The sequence below is a fragment of the Rhizobium anhuiense genome (assembly GCF_003985145.1).
Classification (GTDB): Bacteria; Pseudomonadota; Alphaproteobacteria; order Rhizobiales; family Rhizobiaceae; genus Rhizobium; species Rhizobium anhuiense.
Window position 1 is genome coordinate 13,822 of sequence record NZ_ML133548.1, and the last position, 19,089, is coordinate 32,910.

The window sequence follows — 19,089 nt, forward strand, 5'->3', positions numbered from 1 at the left end:
CTGAAGGGGAGCGCAATGCCGCTGACTGTCGCGGCACTGCTCGCGGCAAGCAACGCCAATGCTGCGCAATCGTCGCCTGGCGTCACCGACGACACCATTAAAATTGGTGTCACGGGACCACTGACTGGACCGGTCGCGGTCGTCGGCGGTGTCGCCGAAGGCATACGAGCGCGCGTCGAGCAGGCCAACGCCGAGGGCGGCGTTAAGATGGGCGACGGCAAGACCCGCAAGATCGACCTCATCATCGAAGATGATGGCCTTGATCCCCAGCGCACCTTGGCGAATGTCCGCAAGATGGTCGAGAAAGATCAGGTATTTGCTCTCGTCGGCACCGCGGCGACGCCAAACAATCTGGCGATCGGCCGTTACATCACGCAGAAGAAAGTCCCGAACGTTTTCATGTATTCCGGTGTCGTCTCCCTGAACGCACCCGAGTGGGAGGTTGGCTTCGTACCGTCGTTTTCAACCGAAGCAGACTCATTTGCTGCGTATCTTCAGATCAACAAGCCCGACGCAAAGGTGGCCTTCCTGTATCTGAACACCGAGACGGGCCAAACCTTTATGAAGGCCTTCGATAGCGCAATCGACGGAACGAACATCAAGGTGATCGAACGCCAGCCGGTGACATCGCAGGACCCCACTGTCGAGACCCAGCTAAATACTCTGAAAGCTTCTGGCGCTGATACATTGGTTATTATCGCCGCACCGCGCCAGGGGGGCGAGGCCATCCGTTTCCAGTCCGAAAGCGGTTGGAAGCCTTTAACCCTGGTCACTAACTTGTCATCGGCGTATCCGGTTCTCCAGTCAGTCGGCCTGGAAAATGCCAAGGGTATCATCACCTCCGACTTCCTAAAGCCGATCACCAGCAATCAGAAATCCGGTGACGAAGGCGTCGATCACTATCTCGACGCCATAAAAGCAGCCAAGGTGAACTTCGTCTTCGCCAATACGATTGGCCAGACCGGATATGCAATTGGCGACACGCTCGTCCAGTCCCTCGAAAAGCTCAAGGACCCCACCCGCGAAGAGCTGATGAAGGTCGTTCATAACATGGACGGTTGGAAGAACCCATTGCTCCAAGAGGGCATCACAATGACAACCAAGGAAGGATCCGACATCTACCCTGTGGAGGCACTCCAGCTATACCAGTTCGATGGCCAAGAATACGCACCGCTCGGTGGCGTCTTGGACTTTGAAGGCAAAACATACGAATAGCTCCCTACCAGTGGGTGCCGGCAACCGGCGCCCACACAGGTGAGGCAGATTTGGCAAGCATGGGCGGCAAAATTTACCGGGTCCGATAGTTGAACGACGAGCGCGGGAATTGTCGACATCTTCGCGGCAGGACGGCGCTCTTGGTCGTCATGCATTCGTACGTCCCGATTGGTACTAAGGAGCAGGCTTGGAATTCACTCGTCAGTCGGATAACGACCCTGCGTGAGATTGAACACCGCCGTGAGGTTGACGATGATGCTGGAGGTGCACTCCTCCTTGTTGATGACGCGGGCGTCGAGAACCTTGCTGGCGCTGCGGAGGCGTGATGCGGCTCCCTGCGGAAGGGACAGATGGCGATCTTCAACCCGACGGGCGACGTAACCGGCAAAGCCCGCATCATCGAACGAACCTTTGACGGTGACCCGAACCCCTCGACACTCTCGGTGCAAAAGATCCTCTTGGTTCCATGTTGGATGCGATGGGGACGGCGTTGTTTCGCGTTCGCAGGCGCTACCGCGCAATTGACATACCGCGCGGTCACCTCGCCTTGGCATTCCACCTGTTCATTTGAACACGGCTTACTGATCGCAGCGTGGATATCTGCCCATCCCCAAATGGGGCGGCAACTCTTCCTCCAACTCGTCAACGCGCTGCGAACTCAGGCCATGACCCGCACATCCTCATCACCCGTCAAAGCCCCGCTCCAACCTCGCTGCATGCTGCCCTAAAATTCAAGGCACTTGGAGTGGCAAATCGAGCAATTCGATCGCCACACAGTCGTCGATGATGGAAGGCGGTACCTGAAAGGCTGACAGAATTTGGCGCACGACCTTTTCAGGATGATCGTGCTCCTGCTCTTGCCGGAGAAGCGTTGTCATCGACGCGAGAACGGTGCCAATCATCATATCTCGCCCGATCGTGACGCTTTGCAATTTGAATTCGCCCGACTCGATGCCCTCCTGAACGGACGCCGTTGCGTATTGGAACGTATCCGAACCGAAAATGGGCCCGACACTGGAAAGGTTGATCATCGCCCAACCCCAAGAAGGATCTTGGCGAGCGCGATGCAGGTAATAACGGATGGCCAGCGCAACCCGCATCGCGCAGATAGGAAGTGTTCGCATGAGCTCTTGCACTGCAACGTTGAACTCATGGCTCATTTCATAGGTGAGCACCTCGAACAGCTCGTCAATGTCAGAGAAATAGTTGTAAAAGGTCCCCCGTGAGATGAGGGCGATCCCACACACTTCTTCGATACGCGTTGACCTCCCGTTTGGACGGCCAAGCAGATGAAACGCCGCTGAAAGGATAGTCGCCCGGGTACGCGCACGCTTCTCCACGCCGATCTGCGCACGCCGTTCCGGGCTTATTTTCGTCGCCATGCCTGCTCGATTCCTCATTCAATCGCAGCGTATATAGGCCGGTCATGTCACGAAACCATTTTCAGAACAATGCATGGGATTTTTGGAAATCTTACCGATCAGCTCCGTTCGAAGCATGAGAAAATACTGTTTTGATGCAAGTAGTTCTGCCGACATCGGGACGTAAACTGCCTGCGACGAAGATGTGCGACATCGTGCCATGAACCTGCTTTCGACGGCCGCAACAGTTGCCGCCTTCGGAAGGATTGATCATGACGTCTTACGTTTCAAGCGCCAAAGCCTGGATTTCGCGGATGACCCTTTCTACGGAAAGACCACAGTCTTCAGGCCATTGAGCATGACACGGGTTTCAAGATGCAATTTGACGGCCTTGGCGAGCACCCGGCTTTCAATATCGCGGCCGGTCGCGACAAGATCCTCCGGCCCCATCGCGTGATGCACACGCTCGACTTGCTGCTCGATGATCGGTCCTTCGTCCAGATCAGGAGTGACATAATGCGCCGTGGCTCCGATCTGTTTGACACCCCTTTCAAAGGCCTGATGATAGGGCTTGGCTCCCTTGAAGCTTGGCAGGAAAGAGTGATGAATATTGATAATCCTTCCGAACAGGCGGCTCGAAAGCTCCGTCGACAGAACCTGCATATAGCGCGCCAGGACGATCAGATCCGATTGCGCATCGCTCATCAGCGTCAGGAGCTTTTCCTCTTGTTGAGCCTTCGTATCGCTGTTTACCGGCAGGTAATGGAAAGGTGCGCCCTCACGCTCCGCTGTCGGGCGGCAGTCCTCATGATTTGAAACGATTGCCGCAACCTCCGCGTTCAACCAGCCAACCCGGATTTGGTAGAGCAGATGTAAGAGCGCGTGATCGAATTTCGAAACCATGATGATGATCCGCGGCTTCCGTCCGACGTCGATCAACTCGAGCTTCATGGAAAACCGTTCAATCGGAGATTTCAGTGCACGACGAACCATGGCCTCCGTGACCGCTGTCGGGACAGAAAACGCGATGCGCATGAAAAAGGTGTTGGAGACACGATCCCAGAATTGATTGGAATCGGAAATGTTGGCGCCGAGCGCTGCAAGTTCAGAGGTCACCGCGGCGACGATTCCAGGCTTGTCTTGACATGACAAAGTCAAGACGAAGTTCTGCTGCACGGAGATTGTTTTCATTGCATAAAGCCTACTTCGATATGTGACTTGCCAGAAAGTCTCGGATCCATTCGGCCGTTTTTCCAACACCGCCGAATGGATAGAAATGCAAACAAACTGATCCGTGCTTGCTTGGATCGAGCCTTCTTATGAACTCCGCCACAAGCGCATCCGGGCCGGCGGTATTCAGAAGTTTCCGGATCGAGAGCCCGTATTTCGCCATGACTTTCGTGGACGCGCCGACGCCGCAGATCGTGGCGAAGCGTAACAGGGTTTTCACACTGGCAGGCCCTGGGACACCAATGCGTATGGGTGCTGTTATGCCCGCCTGGCGAAGGCGCCCGATCCATTCGATGACCGGTTCGGCCTCGAAGGAAAACTGCGTCGTGATGTCATATTCCAGCCCAGCGGCGGTCAGGAGGGCATGTTTTTCCTGCAGCACCTCGAAAAGCACCCCGTCACGGATCTTTGGATGCCCTTCCGGATATCCGGCTATGCCGACCTTCCTGATTCCATGCTTGGACAACAGTCCCGAACGAATGATGGCCAAAGAATCCTCATATGGCCCGACAGGCACGTCAGGATCGCCGGCCACGATAAATAGACGATCGACGTTCGCCACGCTCACAAACAACGCCAAGAGACGATCCAGTTCTGCAGCCGAGCCCAAACGTCTGGCGGAAATATGTGGCACCGGATGAAAGCCGAGCTCTTTCACCGTTGCCGCGGCTGCAAGGCGCGCGTCATGATTTTCATTGGGAATGAAGGCAATTGAAACGCATGTGGCCGGTGCAAGCAGTTTGCTCACATCTTGGAGGCCGGCAGTGTCTTTTCCTGTGATTTCGAATGAGTATCCGTCAATCAATGCTGCGCGTGGCGACATCACCGGTCGCACGGCAAGGGCGTCTTCCGCCATATCGATATTATGCATCATGCGATGGCCCCTATAGACGTCTTCGGAAATTGTCGACGATCCCCAGCTGGATCGCACAAGGGATGCGTACGGCAGACTGCCGCGGTCCCGCTGAGGGCCACTGGGCAGTGCTGCCGTTCACCATGAAGCTTGCTTTGAGCGCCAAGCGGCTTGAGGTTACTGCTGGCCGGTCTTGATGACTTTTTCGAAGTAGGGAGCCGGAGCTACCTTGGCGCGAATTTCGCGGAGCTGGTGCGTGCCGACCGGAAGGCGCTGGGAATTTGGCTCACCCCAAAGCACTGTGACTTCCGTACCGGGTTCGGCGTGCTCAATATCAACGAGCGAGAGCGAGATGACCCGATTGGCATTGGCGGAATAGGCAAGCCATTGCGATATGCCGACGCGTTTGCCACCTTTCATGATCGCGTCCGACTGGAACGTCGCATACATCGGATTTGGCAGCTTCATGAACATGCCGCCGTTGTCCGGATCGATCAGCGACGAGTTCATGCATGCCATGACGTCGTCGTTGTTCCATTCGAGCGTCACTTTCTTTCGCTTCGGATTGGCGACCCTTTCACGCAGGGCTTCCTTACCAATGAAATCGTGATTGAAGTCGATCAGCGACTTGTAACCGACTTCAACCGGATCGACGTAGTAGTCCTCAATCTTGTCGGACAGGAAGCTGCCGCCGAGCGAGGCGACCGACTCCAGGAAGTACTGGTTCAGCCATTCGCGGTAGGGCTTCATTTCGGCGCTGTGATAGATGGCCGGAAGCGGCATTGGCATCCAGCCGGATTCCTGCGCGGTGGTCGAATAGGCCATCGCTCCAATCTTGCGCATGCCATATTTTTGCCCGACCTCGGCAAAGGCGGCGCGAATCTCGTGCTGAATGTCCCAAGGCCCGTAGATTTCGTAGCCAGGCTCGCCTGCCATGCCATGGCGAAGGGCACGAACCGCGTGACCAGCAATCTGGAATTCACCGATATTGAAGAACTTGATGTCCGGCAACGTCCCGTCCGAAACCTCACGCACCAAGGGAAGCGCGTTGGGGCCCTGGATCTGGATACGGAAGACATCGCGCGTTCCCGAACGGATCGAGAAGTTGTCGTCCCGCACCGCGGTCACATTCATGCCGCTGATTTCGGCGTTGTACTGCACCCAGTCACTGGCAAAAGGGGCGCCGACGATGCGCAGAAATTCCTCTTCCTCGCGGAAGACAATGGCATCGCCGATCATATAACCGTCGTGGCCGGCCAGCACCAGTTGTTTGCCGCGCAAAACCGGGAAGGAATCGAACTTGTTGGTCGCCAGCGTGGAAAGAAACTTTACGGCGTCCGGACCGCGAAGATGCAGTTCCGTCATGTGGTAGGAAAGCTCAAGCAGCGCAACGCTATCCTTCCAGGATCTCACCTCATCGCGCCAATTGGTGAACTCCGGTGGAATAACCGGGAATGTGTAAGGCCCGATGTTGGACCCACGAAGCAATTTTACCGGACCTCCGGCGTCATTGACAATGGACTCCAGGTTCTTGAGTCCCACGCTTGGTGCGATATTCATGTTCAGCTCCTCCCTGATACTGAAAATAAACTGCTAATATTTCGGCAAGCTTTAAACACGCAGCAACGATTTCGCTTCAAAACCCCACTATTGTTGCAGCCCAGCCCTTGGCGCCGGGCGATCGCTTTGCGACGCGGCTCCAAGCTCCCAGGACGACATCGCTCTTTCTTCAACGCCAAGTGGAATCTAGCTAACGGCCATGATCCGCTTTCAACTCTATACATTCATAAATTACACATACTGTCAATTTGATATTTTGTTCAATTTGAAAAATCTGCAGCGACCCTTTGAAGGGATTTGAACCCTATGTGGAATAACAATGATTTAGGGAACGACAGAACTATCTGCCTAAAAGCTCGTTCGGGGCGAACTGAGCTGTGGCGCCCTACGGTTCGCGTATTGCGTTGTCGAGGCCACGCAGCAGCGGATACAGGAAATAGGAGATCACCGTGCGGTTGCCGACCTTGATTTCCGTGGTCACAGTCATGCCGGGAAGCAGCCGCACCGGCACATCTGTGGCATTCAACCGGGTATCGGCAAGCAGGATGCGCGCCTTGAAGAAGGGGGCGGACGGCTGGCTCGGGGTGGCGGTCTGTTCCGGTTGGCCGGTGAGGAAAGTGTCCTCGCTGATCGTTCGCACTTCGCCTGTTGCCGTGCCGTATTTCTGGAAGGGATAGGCGTCGAGCTTGACGCGGGCTTCCTTGCCGACGACCACGCGGCCGATGTCGCGGGTGTTGATCGAGACTTCTGCTTCGAGCGGCACGTTGATCGGCACCAGCGTCACCACCGGCTCGGCCTCGCGCACGACGGAACCGACCGAGCGCTGGGCAAGATCGAGCACGACGGCATCGGCGGGTGCAGTCAGCGCCACCATGTTACGGCGCAGCTCCATCTTCTTCAGCTCTTCGCCGGTCATGTCACGCTGGCCGCGCAGGTCCACCAGCTGCTCCATCGCGGCGCGGCGGAAATCCTCGATGAAGGCCTGGCGGTCGGCGCTCAGTTTCGCGTAGGCGTGGACCGCCTCCTCGGCCTTGCCGCGCACCGCGGTGATATCGGCCTCCACATCGAGGCGAGCGTCGCGCGAGCCGAGCATGGTGAGCAGCGAACCGCTTTCCTTATCATAGAGCTTCTTTCGCGTGGCCTCGATCTGCGAGAGGTTGTCGCGCCGGTCGTTGAGCACGGCCTCCTGATTGCGGTTTGCCGCAAGTGCGGACGATTGGCCGGCGATCTGCTGTTCGAAATTCTGCAGCTGCGCCGTGTAGAAGGCCCGCCGCTGGGCGAAGAGCTGCAGCTGCAGCTGCTCATCCTGCGTGTTGCCGGCGATCTTCGAATAGTCCTCGCCGGTAAGCTCGGCCTCCAGGCGCTTCACCTGGGCGTCGAGAGCGGAAAACTTCGCCCTCAGTTGGCCAACATCGGCCTGGCTGAAGGTGGCGTCGAGCGTCGCCAGCGTTTGGCCGGCATGCACCACCTCGCCGACCTTGACGTCGATCGTGCGGATGATCGAGGTTTCGAGCGGCTGGACGACGATAGTGGGCTGTGTGGTGACGAGCTTGCCGGGCGCAATCACCACCTCGTCGATGGAGGAGACCGAGGCCCAGGTGATCGCTGCGGCAAGCAGTGCTGTCACGCAATACAGCGTCATGCGGGCAACGCGCGGCGGCGCGCGTTCTTCGAGTTCGACGGCATCGGACTGGAACTCGGCAATTGCCGGTGGCAGCGGTGGGCGGGCGATGAGTTCCCTGCCCTTCTCCGGCTCCTTGTCTGATGGCCCCTTGCCCGAAGGGACCGGCAGGTTCTCGCTGGGTTTTCTGCTGTGCGCGTTCATGCGACCTGCCTCATCTGCTGGGCCCACAGGTGGCGATAGGTCATGCAGCGCGATACAAGCTGATCGTGCCGGCCGATATCGGCGACCTTGCCACGCTCGATGACGAGAATGGCATCGGCATCGACGAGCGTCGAAAGCCGGTGCGAGACGATGATGACGGTGCGGCCGGCGGCGATGCGGCTCAGATTCTCGCGGATGATCGCCTCGCTGTCGGGGTCGAGGGCGCTCGTCGCCTCGTCGAAGATCAACAGCTTCGGATCGGTGATCAGCGCCCGGGCAATGGCAAGCCGCTGCTTCTGGCCGCCTGACAGATTGGAGGCGTTTTCCTCCAGCATCGTGTCAAAGCCGCGCGGCAGGCGCTCGATGAACTCCTCGGCGCCGGCGATACGGGCAACTTCCATGATCTCCTCGATGCTGGCATCGGGCTTGGCGGCGGCAATATTCTCGCGCACCGAGCCGCGGAACAGGAAACTATCCTGCAGCACGACGCCGATGCTCGTTCTCAGATGCACGAGGTCGATCTCGCGGCTGTCATAGCCATCCATGCGCACGAGGCCTTCCTGGCTCTGATAGAGCCCCTGGATCAGCCTTGTGATCGTCGTCTTGCCCGAGCCGCTTTTGCCGACCACCCCGAACAAGCAGCCCGCCGGAATGGCGAAGGAGACATTGTCGAGCGCCGGCGCGCTATCCGGGCCGTAGCGGAAGGTGACCCTGTCGAATTCGATGCGGCCCTGTAGATTCGGCCGAACACCTCGCCCGCGGCCCGCCTGCTCCGGCCGCTGGTTCATGATCTCGCCGAGCATGCGCACGGAGAGCGCGACTTCCTGATATTCGTGCACCATGGTGACGATCTGCACCAGTGGTCCCGAGACCCGGCCGGCGAGCATATTGAAGGCGACCAGCGCGCCGATCGTCATCGCGCCACTGAAGACATCGAGCGCGCCGAGGCCGATGATCGCGACGCTCATCAGCTTCTCCAGCAGTCCGGTCATCGCCTGGGCGATGGTCGAGATCTTGTCGACCCGGAAACGCACGGAGATCGACTGGGCCGAATAATCGTCCCACACCTTGCGCTGGCGCGGTTCCAGCGCCAGGGATTTGACGGTGCGCATGCCGTGCACGGTCTCCACCAGCAATGCCTGGCGGTCGCCTTCGGCTTGATAGAGCGCCTGCAACCGGCGCTGGAACGGCCCGACGAGCATCATCACCACCAGCCCGACGAGGGCTGCGAAACCGAGCACGACGAGCGTCAGCTTGACGCTGTAGAGAAGCAGGATCGGCACGAAGACCAGAAGCGAAACGCCGTCCAGGAGTGTGAGAAACAGCCGGCCGGTCAGGAATTCGCGAATGCGCCCCGTCTGCTGCATATGCTTGACGAGAACGCCGGCGGAGGCCTGTTCGAAGAGCGCGATCGGCAGGTTGAGCAGATGGCCGAAGGTGCGGGTCGCGACGCGGATGTCGATCCTGTTCGTCGCATAGAGCAACAAATAGCGACGCAGAAAAGTGAAGGTCGCGTCGAAGACGAGCGCGATCGCTATGCCCGCCGTGAGAACCGTCAGCGTCGCATAGCTCTGATGCACCAGCACCTTGTCGATGACGAGCTGAAAGAAGATCGGCGTCGTCAGCCCCAGCCCGTAGAGCACGAAGGCGGCGAGCGCGACATCGCGGAAGAAGCTGCGCTGCTTGATGATCTCGGGGACGAACCAGCGGAAGCCGAAGGGCCGGTCCTCATCGGACATGCGATAGTTGCGCTTCAGCAGGATCACCGATCCGAGCCAGGCCTTGGCGAACTGCTCTTCGCTGAGCATCATCACTTCGGCGCGTGATGCCAGCGGGTCGAGAACACGGATTCTCTCGTCCTCCCCGCTCCCGACAGCGCCGGCGATGACCACCCAGTTGCCGTTCGTCAGCTCAGCGAGCACCGGGAACGCCTCGCCAAGTTGGAACAGGGATCGCCAGTCGAGCGTCAGATGCTTTGCCCTGAGGCCGGCATCCTTGGCCATGCGCAGCAGCTGCCGCAAGGCAACAGGATCGTTGCCGACGGCATAATCGTGCTGCAACCGTTCAGGAGCAAGGTCGACGCCGTGATGACGCGCGACCAGCGCAAGACAATGCAGGTTGGTATGCAGAAAACCAGTCATGGCCCACCTGAAACAATACGAGACCGAGGCAATATTTGTTTTATCAGTTGAAGTTCGGCGAAGCGTTCGAAGCGCCGGCCTGCACCGACTGGATATCGGCAGCCGCCGCCGACATATCGCCGATGCGACGGACCGCACCAGCTTCGACCAACCCGCCAAGCGCCTTCTGCATGAGATCGACCGCATTGGCGAAGGCATCGACCGGCATGATGATGCGCTGGCGGAAAACCGGCTTCGGATTGTTGTTGGCGTCACGCTCGGTGGCCGAGAGCGACATCAGGTCGATCCGCACGATCGTTCCGGTGATGGTGATTTCGCCGATGCCATCTGCATAAAGTTCGTTGCTCATTGTTCTCTCCTCCGGTTGATAATCAAAACGTCTTCCTCTTTGGGCGGCTTACGTCCATTGGGATGCTCTAACTATTTGAATGGGCGTGCTGCCAGGCCGGAAACGGGTCCCGTAGCCGGGCGGCGGTCTGCGGATCGAACCCTGTCTCCTCACCGGTCAGGCAGTCGTCGAGCGCGGTGCGGATTGCGTCTTCGTCGAAGCCGGCGCCGATGAAAACCAGTTCCTGGCGGCGGTCGCCCCAGATCGCGTCCCAATGCCGGTCGATGAGTTGGCGGAACTGCTGAAAGCGCGGCCATTGCGCCTTCGGCACGGAGGCCCACCAGAAACCCTTGGTGTCGATGCGGCACTGCGTGCCGGCAATCGACAGCAGGCCGATCTCGTCGGGCCTTGTCGCCAGCCAGAAATGGCCCTTCGCCCGGATGAGGCCCGGCCATTTTCTGTCGAGGAAATCGCTCAGCCTGGAGGGATCGAACGGCCGGCGGCTGCGATAGACGAAGCTCGAAATGCCGTATTCCTCGGTCTCCGGCACATGCTCGCCCCAACCGAAGAGTTCCTTGTGCCAGAGCGGATGGCGGGCAGCTCTCGCTTCGCTGAAGAGGCCGGTATTCAAGATGGCGTCGAGCTTCAGCCGGCCGAAGCCGGTCTCGATGACGCGGGCATCGGGGTTGAGTGCGGCAACGATGCGGCGAACCTCGGCAAGCGCTGCAGGCGGCACATCCTGCGCCTTGTTGATGACCACGACATCGGCGAATTCGATCTGCTCGACGAGCAGTTCCACCAGCTTGCGCTCGTCGTCTCCGTCCCGGCTCTCGCCGCGATCGCTCAGGAACTCCGCGCTCGCATAATCGACCAGAAGATTGACCGCATCGACGACGGAAACCATCGTGTCGAGCCGCGCGACGTCGCAGAGGGCTGCCCCGCTCTCGTCGCGGAAGGAGAAGGTGGCTGCGACCGGCAGCGGCTCGGCAATGCCCGTGCCCTCGATCAGCAGATAATCGAAGCGGCCGGCGGCGGCCAGCCGGCGCACTTCGCTTAAGAGATCGTCGCGCAATGTGCAGCAGATGCAGCCATTGGTGAGCTCCACCAGCGTCTCGTCCGTCCGCGACAGGTTCGCTCCCCCGTCGCGCACGAGATCGGCGTCGATATTCACCTCGCTCATGTCGTTGACGATGACGGCGACCCGACGCCCCTCGCGATTGCGCAGGACATGGTTGAGGATCGTCGTCTTGCCGGCGCCGAGAAAGCCGGCAAGGACCGTGACCGGAAGTCTGTTGTCTGCACTCGTCATCGATACTCCCCGCTCGCTTCTTCTACGCCGCGAGCTGCGGTCTGAACGCTACGTCCACATAGTAGTTTGTGCTGTTATAGCTGGCACTTGGGAACAAGCCGCTCGCCCCATAGGCATAGACGCCGTTGTTGCCGCTGAGCGCCCTCAAATCGCCGTTCGTCACATCGGCGCTGAAGTAATTGCCGGTCGCCGAATAATTGCCGTTGGTGCTATAGGAAACGACATAGGTCGTATCCGCGGCGACCTCGACCTGCTGGGTGAGCGTGGCGGTCTGCCAGCCGCTTGCCGTTTCGTTGCCGAAGCTGACGCTGCCGAGCAATGTGCCCGAGGCGGTCCAGAGATAGCCGTTGTGCGGGCCTGTATTGTCTGCCCCCTTGTAGAAGCGGATGCCGGTAACCCAGCCCGCCGTATCCGCCTGGAATTTCATGCCGAGATTAACCGGCTGGTTGTCGTTGACGGAGACGATCGAAGGCGTCGCATCGGCGGCAAAGAGGTTCTGCTCCGGCCCTCCCGTCTGGCCGCCGTTGATGGTGAGCGCAACCTGCGCCGACGCCGTGCCGCCCTTGCCGTCTGCAATTGCGTAGCTGAAGCTTGCCGGTCCCGAATAGCCTGCCGTCGGCGTGAAAGTCACCGTCTTGGCCTGGGCGTCATAGGCGACCGAGCCGTTGACCGCGCCGCTGACGCCGGTGATGACAAGCGGATCACCATCGGCATCGGTGTCGTTTGCCAGGAGCACTGAGGCCTGGATGGTGATCGGCGTGCCGGTATTGGTCGACAAGCCGCTGTCATTGGCGGCGACCGGAATCGCATTCTGCGCGCCGCCCTGTTGATAGAGCACGTCGACCCAGTAATTGCTCGCATTGTAGGAAGCGGTCGGAAACAGGCTGCCCGAGCCATAGGCATAAAGGCCGTTGCCGCCACTCGCCGCACTCGACGGGGCCGTCAGCGCGCCGTTCGTATGGTCCGTCGTGAAGTAGTTCGCCGTTGCGGAATAGAAGCCGTTCGAATGGTAGCTCGCCACATAGGTGGCGCCGGCCGTAACATTGATCGGCTGGGTGAAGTAAACCGTCTGCCAGCCGCTCGCCGTCTCGCTGATGAAGGTGGCCTGGGCCAGAACCTGGCCGCTGGCCGTCCAGAGCGAGCCGACATGCGTGCCGGTATCCTGGGCGCTCCTGTAATAGGTGAGCCCGGTGATCTGGCCGCTGGCGGAAGCGATGAACTTGACGCCGAGTTCGACCGAGTTGGCGTCATTGGCGGCGGCAACACCCGACGTGTCGGCGCCGGTGAACAGGCTTGACGTCGTTCCTCCCCCGGGCGGCGTGCCGACAGTGAGGCTGACGGTGGCCGACGCTATGCCGCCATATCCATCCGCGATCGAATAGGAGAAGCTCGCCGCACCCGTATAACCCGCCGTCGGGGTGAAAATGACGGACTTGGTCTGGCTATTGAAGGTCACCGTTCCGTTGACCGCAGCATTGACGCCGGTGATGCTGAGCGGGTCGCCATCGCCATCGCTGTCGTTTGCAAGCAGGCTGGCTGCGGCAATCGACAGCGCCGTGTTGGAATAGGTCGTGTAGCCATTGTCATTGGCGGCGAACGGCACCGCATTGCTTGTCTGGTTGTAGACGACATCCACCCAGTAGTTCGACGACTGGTAACTGGAGCTTGGGAACCCCGTGCCATTTCCGAAGACGCCGTTACTGCCGGCGAGCGCCGTCAGCGCGCCGTTGGTATGGGCTGACGTGAAATAATCTGATGTCGCCACATAGGAGCCTGTCGTGTGGTAGGAGGCGACATAGGTCGTGCCAGCCGCGATATGCACCGGGTTGGTGAATGTCGCGGTCTGCCAGCCGCTCGCCGATCCGCTGTCGGCGAAGCTGACGGTCGCGACCAGCGTGCCGTCGGTCGTCCAGAGGGAGCCGGTATGGGCGCCGGTATCGCCGGCAGCCTTGTAGTAGCGGATGCCGGTAATCATGCCGCTGGACGAAGCGACGAACCTCATCCCAAGTTCGAGCGACTGACCTTCGTTGAAGCTTGCGCCCGTCGGCCCTTCGCTTGATTTAAACAGCGTTTCCCCGGCAGGGCCTTGGTTTACGGTGAGGCTGACGTTGCCCTGATCCGTGCCGCCGCGCCCGTCCGACAGCGTATAGGTGAAGCTTGCCGGCCCCGAATAATTGTTGCTCGGCGTGAAGATGACGGTGCCGTTCTGCTTATTGAGCGTCACCGTCCCGTTGACGGCATTGCCGACGGCCGAAATCGTCATCGCATCGCCATTGGGATCTGTGTCGTTTCCGATGAGCGAGGCGATCGAGACGACGAGGCTGTCGTTGCGGGTGATGGCCAGCCCCGCGTCGTCGGTCGCAACCGGCGCGCTGTTGGGGCCGGCATCGAAGACCACGTCGACCCAATAGTTGGTGCCGGTACCGGGGCTCTGGCCGGGGAATGTGCCGGCATTGTCGCCATAGGCATAGACGCCGCCGCCATCGACGGCCTTCAGCGCGCCGCTGGCATAGGGGCTGGCGAAATAATTCTCGGTGGCGGAGTAGAAGCCGTTGGTGTGATAGGAGGCCACATAGGTCGTGCCGGCGGCAATCTGGATCGGGCTGGAGAACATCACCGTCTGCCAGCCGGAAAGCGGTTCGCCCACCGACACGCCTGATGCCAGTAGCGTTCCGTTGGCGCTCCAGAGGCTGACGACATGGTCGCCGATGTTGTAGAAGCCCTTGTAGAAGCGGATGCCTTCCACGTAGCCTGCCGTCGTCGCCTGGAAGCGCAGGCCGAGCTCGACGGAATCGCGATCGATCGCCATTTCGACCGCGGGCTTTTCCGCAAGCGTCCATAGGCCCTGCGTGCCCGGCAGCGTGACGGTGACCTGCTTGCCGGCAGACGGCGCCTCCATATTGACGCTGTCGTCGACGGCGCGCGACATGATCGTATAGGTGCCGCTCGCCTGGACGACCCAGTTATAGCTCCAGCTCTCGCGGCCTGACGCCTTGAACCAGTGCTGGCCGCCATCGGTGGAGACTTCGACGCCGGCGATGATGCCGCCGCCGAAATCCTGCGCCGTCCCTGTGATCGTCACGCGCTGCCCTTCGACGAAACTTGCGCCTATGATCGGCGAGCTGATCGACGAGGTCGGCTTCAGCGTGTCGGTCGACTGTGTCGCAAGGATCAGGCTCGCATCCAGCGTCGTCGGCTGAATACCCATGTCCGCGAACATGTTGACCATCGCCTGCTGCACGTTGCGATCGGTTGACGTGGCCGGGCCTTGGTGGTTGTCACTCAGCCCCCAGGACCAGAAGACGGTGCCGGCGCCGAAGACCAGCGCGCCGCTTTCTGCCCGGTACATGGTTAGGCTATGGGTCGCCACCGCATCGCCGACCGTGGTGCCGTAATCGCGCAGATAGGTGCTCACCGCGATGGAAGAGAGCGACAGGTTGATGAGGCCATCCGGACGGAAGCCGTTCTCGACATCGGAATCCCACTCATAGCCGAGCAGGTTCTGCACCAGATTGTAGGTTTCGCCTTCATTCAGCTGGGAGACATCGGTATTGCGCCAGAAGCGCAGGTTCGAATAGTCGTAGGGAATGGAGATCGTATCCTGGCGGTAGCTGTCCACCTGGAACATCGTGCCCGTCAGCGCATTCTCCGGCTGCTGCCCCGGATCGGCATAACGCGGATCGCGCCAGGTGCCGGTGCCGACATTGCTCGGATCCGTGCTCGTGCCCCAGGTTTCCTTGTAGCAGACCATGGTGCGGTAGGCCTGACCGCTGCCGTCGATGCTGCTTTCCCAGCGGACCTTCCAGTAGCACTCGTTGCCGCTCCAGAAGGCGAGGTTGACGCCGGCATCGCGCGCCGCCTCGACATTGGCGCGCTGTTCGGCAGACCAGTATTCGTCATGCCCGACGGAGAGATAGGCATCATGGTTGAGCAGCAGCGTGCCGTTGCGCGCCGCATCGACGCCGGAAATATAGGAAACGTCGTAGCCGTTCTGCTCCAGCCACGAGATGGCGGAGGATTCGACGCCGAAGATGTAGTCGTGCGAGCCGCCGATCGGGCTCGTATTGGTGATGATCGGCCGGTTATAGCTGACCGCCGAGGCCCGACCGATCGCCGTCAGCCCGCAGCTGCAGTTCGGCGGCAGGTAGCCGATCATGTCTGCCGGGTCGACGGGCACTTCGCCGTAGTAGAGGCTGGCGCCGCCCCAGGCATTATAGGCCTGCCATGTCGTGTCGGACGTCTGGAAGACGATATTGCTGGTCGAGGCGTCGTCGCGCACGACGAAGGGGATGATGCTTGCATCCTCGGTGCCGTCTTCGCGCACCAGCTTGGCAAAGTAGACGCCGGAGACCGCGTCCGTCGGAATCTGCCAGCTCGCCGAAACCGACCAGTTGCCGCAATCGATAAGGCCGAGCGACATGTCGACGATCGGATGCGGCTGGATCTGCGCCGTTGTCAGCGATTTCTCGATCGAGTCGACCTTGCGTGCGCCGGCCCCGCCATAATAGCCCATGCGGTAGATATCGATGCGGTAATGGGTGGAATCGGTGGCGATCTTGAAATCGACCGTCTGGCCGATATTTGTGCTGATTTCGGTGGCGAAGCCCTGGATGGTGCCGCCGCCGTCGCCTTCAAGACCCCACTCGCTGATCGGGTTGCCCTGCTTCAGGTTTTCGAGCGCGATCTTGTTGGGCGTTACCGTCGCGACCGACGCTGCCGGAGTCGCTGCCGCCGAAGTTGCCGTCGCTGGCGTCGCCAATGCCGTCGCGGCGGCGGTCGTCTCGGCAGAAACGTCCTGGCTCGGCTCCACCGAGATGGATGCTATCGAGGCCTGAAGGCGCAATGAAGTCGTGCCGACACTGCTGGAAGAACCGGCCGGCGCCGCCGTCTTGGCGCTGCCGGTATCGGCATCGCCGGTAACACCCGTCAGCGCCGGAGCGGCAGGCAGTGTCGCAGCCTCCTCATACGGGTCCGGGCCGAGCACGGTGCGTTCGGATGACGTCGTCGTCTGCAACACCGTCGCAACCGACGCCGTCTTGGCAGAGGTGTCCTGCGCGCCGCCTTCGCCTGCAGGCGCGGGCATCGCCGTCGGTGGTATCGAGGCAGTTTGCACGCCGCCCGATGAGATCAGCGCGGCAGGCTGCATGATATTGCCGGTAAAGGAAGACGGACCGGTGAAGGAGGACGGGAGGGCGGCGCCGTCGAGATTGGCGAAGCTGCCGTTACTGGCAAAGCTTAGGGAACCATCGGTACTCGTGGAAGATACAACCGTCGCGGTTCCCAGCACTGCGCTCCAGGTTGAGGGTGCACGACAGATACTCAACGCTCCACCAAATGTACTCAAATACTCACGATTACTGACATGAATTCTCCGCATCAGCGGCGTCCCCTTCCGCATCGGCCCGCCCTTCGGCCGCCATAGCAAGAGCTTCATTCTGGCACCTTTGCCAAGGGAATGTACGACAGCAATCTGGGGTATGAGGGAGGTATCCCCTACGCCCATATGATGACCCTCAACGCATACCAGCCGGGCTACTTCCAAGTGGCTGACGCTGGTTGAAAAGGCATTCTGGGCCGGTCCGGCTGGTCGAGCCGGTTTTTAACTCGAGCGCCCGTGCTACCAGGCCGGAAACGGATCTTCGAGGGCGGCCCAGTCGCGCGGATCGGCGCTGGCGAGGCATCCGTCCAATGCGGTCCGCACACCTGTCTCGTCCATATCAACACCGATGAATACGAGCTCCTGCCGACGGTCGCCCCAAGCGCTGTCCCACCGGCTTTCGATATGCTGACGAAACTGCTGATGGCTCGGCCAATCCTGCCGGGGCACGGCCGCCCACCAGAGCCCCATCGGCTCGCAGCGCCGCTGCACCCCGGCCGCCGACATCAGGCCCACATGACGCGGGCGTGTGGCAAGCCAGAAATGACCTTTGGCGCGGATTACCCCCGGCCAGGGCTCGTCCAGGAATGCTCGAAACCGCCTGGGGTCGAAGGGACGCCGCGTGCGATAGACAAAACTCGATACCCCGTATTCTTCCGTCTCCGGGACATGGTCGCCCGGGCTGTACAGTTCCTTGTGCCACAACGGGTGGGCGGCGGCTTTTGCTTCATCGAAGAGGCCCGTACTGAGGATGGTTGCAAGAGAAACCTTGCCGAAATCCGTCTCCACCTGGCGCGCATCCGGGTTGAGCGCAGCAACTATCTTGCGGACTTCCGCGCGGATCTCTTCGGTCGCGTCCGAGATCTTGTTGATCACGACAACATCCGCAAACTCGATCTGATCCACCAGCAGGTCGATGAGTGTGCGCCGGTCCTCGCCGTCGCGCTGCAGGCCGCGGTCGGCAAGCAGATCGGCACTGCTGTAGTCGGCTAACAGGTTTGCAGCGTCGACCACGGTGACCATTGTGTCGAGGCTGGCAAAATCTGCGAGGGAGACGCCGTTCTCGTCACGGAAGGAAAAGGTTGCCGCGATAGGGCATGGCTCGGCAATGCCGGTGCCTTCGATCAACAGATAGTCGTATCGCCGCTCTTCTGCCAGTCGCCGTACTTCCGTCAGCAGGTCGTTGCGCAGGGTGCAGCATATGCAACCATTGCTGAGCTCGATCAATGTCTCCGTCGTATGCGACAGGTTGCAGCCGCCGTCTCGAATGAGACTGGCGTCTATGTTCACTTCGCTCATATCGTTGACAATGACAGCGACCCGCAGGCCCTGACGATTATTCAGGACGTGGCTAAGAAGCGTCGTCTTACCAGCGCCGAGGAAGCCGGCCAGCACGGTTACCGGGAGCCGCTCGATCCTGTTCATCGGCATTCCTTGAATGCGGGCGGTCGAAGCGCACTTCGCCGCGACCAGCATTTGCGTATGAGCCTCATTCGAAACCGGTCCGTAACCGTGTCCTTTTTTTCACGCGACGAGCTGTGGTCGGAAGACAACGTCGGCATAGTAATTCGCTGAATTGTAGGTGTCGGTCGGGAAGAGACCTGCGGTGGCGGATCCGCCATACGCATAGACACCGTTGCCCCCGGCGACGGCACTTGATTGGGCCGTCAATGGACCATTGGTGACCGCATTCGCGAAGAAGCCATCAGTTGCCACGTAAGCGCCGGTGGTGTGATAGGACGCAATATAGTTGGTGTTTGCGGTAATGGTGACGGGCGTCGTGAAGTTCACCGTCTGCCAGCCGCTCGCCGTGGTGTTGCTGAAGGTGGCGGTGGCAAGCCTGGTGCCGGTCGTGGTCCACAGGTCGACGACGTTCTGGCCGTTGTCGTT

13 protein-coding genes and 1 pseudogene are annotated in these 19,089 nt (G+C 60.2%); 2 read left to right on the top strand and 12 right to left on the bottom strand.

Translation table 11 applies throughout. From position 1 onward, the window contains the following. Window positions 1-15 precede the first annotated feature (15 nt). Window positions 16-1,215, top strand: a complete 1,200-nt coding sequence (locus tag EEQ99_RS33785; protein WP_244604886.1) for an ABC transporter substrate-binding protein — start codon at window positions 16-18, stop codon at window positions 1,213-1,215. Between the two features lie 206 nt (window positions 1,216-1,421). Here the strand turns inward: EEQ99_RS33785 and EEQ99_RS35315 are convergent. Beyond that, window positions 1,422-1,529: pseudogene (locus EEQ99_RS35315) on the bottom strand (3-oxoacyl-ACP reductase); the annotation flags it as partial. Window positions 1,530-1,565: 36 nt separating this feature from the next. Between EEQ99_RS35315 and EEQ99_RS34840 the strand changes: the two are divergent. Next, entirely contained in the window at window positions 1,566-1,943 is a 378-nt protein-coding gene (locus EEQ99_RS34840) for a hypothetical protein (RefSeq protein WP_047613885.1), read from the top strand. A 3-nt stretch (window positions 1,944-1,946) separates the two neighbouring features. On the opposite strand, the gene EEQ99_RS33795 is transcribed toward EEQ99_RS34840, so the two are convergent. The 11 genes from EEQ99_RS33795 to EEQ99_RS33845 all read right to left on the bottom strand — a co-directional run. Further along, window positions 1,947-2,597 carry a TetR/AcrR family transcriptional regulator gene (locus EEQ99_RS33795; RefSeq protein WP_052213521.1) on the bottom strand — a complete coding sequence of 217 codons (651 nt, stop codon included), beginning with the start codon at window positions 2,595-2,597 and terminating at the stop codon, window positions 1,947-1,949. A gap of 303 nt (window positions 2,598-2,900) precedes the next feature. After that, window positions 2,901-3,767, bottom strand: a complete 867-nt coding sequence (purU, locus tag EEQ99_RS33800) for a formyltetrahydrofolate deformylase (protein WP_047613887.1) — start codon at window positions 3,765-3,767, stop codon at window positions 2,901-2,903. A gap of 10 nt (window positions 3,768-3,777) precedes the next feature. Then, complete coding sequence (locus EEQ99_RS33805) at window positions 3,778-4,680, bottom strand: methylenetetrahydrofolate reductase (RefSeq protein WP_244604887.1); 903 nt, start codon at window positions 4,678-4,680, stop codon at window positions 3,778-3,780. Window positions 4,681-4,836: 156 nt separating this feature from the next. Continuing rightward, window positions 4,837-6,219 (bottom strand): aminomethyltransferase family protein, encoded by a 1,383-nt coding sequence (locus EEQ99_RS33810; protein ID WP_047613889.1) that lies wholly within the window; start codon window positions 6,217-6,219, stop codon window positions 4,837-4,839. Between the two features lie 385 nt (window positions 6,220-6,604). After that, window positions 6,605-8,044 (bottom strand): HlyD family type I secretion periplasmic adaptor subunit, encoded by a 1,440-nt coding sequence (locus tag EEQ99_RS33815; protein WP_047613891.1) that lies wholly within the window; start codon window positions 8,042-8,044, stop codon window positions 6,605-6,607. Then, complete coding sequence (locus tag EEQ99_RS33820) at window positions 8,041-10,185, bottom strand: peptidase domain-containing ABC transporter (protein ID WP_047613893.1); 2,145 nt, start codon at window positions 10,183-10,185, stop codon at window positions 8,041-8,043. The genes EEQ99_RS33815 and EEQ99_RS33820 overlap by 4 nt, the downstream gene beginning before the upstream one ends. A 43-nt stretch (window positions 10,186-10,228) precedes the next feature. Beyond that, window positions 10,229-10,534, bottom strand: a complete 306-nt coding sequence (locus EEQ99_RS33825; protein ID WP_047613895.1) for a hypothetical protein — start codon at window positions 10,532-10,534, stop codon at window positions 10,229-10,231. A gap of 67 nt (window positions 10,535-10,601) precedes the next feature. Beyond that, the gene (locus EEQ99_RS33830; protein ID WP_063474718.1) at window positions 10,602-11,822 is read right to left on the bottom strand and encodes a GTP-binding protein; all 1,221 of its coding nucleotides are present in this window, start codon (window positions 11,820-11,822) and stop codon (window positions 10,602-10,604) included. Between the two features lie 22 nt (window positions 11,823-11,844). After that, a complete protein-coding gene (locus EEQ99_RS33835; RefSeq protein ID WP_127431898.1) occupies window positions 11,845-17,256 on the bottom strand; it encodes a DUF4082 domain-containing protein in 5,412 nt (1,803 codons plus the stop codon). Between the two features lie 183 nt (window positions 17,257-17,439). Then, window positions 17,440-18,624, bottom strand: a complete 1,185-nt coding sequence (locus EEQ99_RS33840; RefSeq protein ID WP_028757508.1) for a GTP-binding protein — start codon at window positions 18,622-18,624, stop codon at window positions 17,440-17,442. Between the two features lie 99 nt (window positions 18,625-18,723). Then, window positions 18,724-19,089: DUF4082 domain-containing protein (locus EEQ99_RS33845; RefSeq protein WP_127431899.1), on the bottom strand; the 366-nt coding region annotated here is incomplete at its 5' end.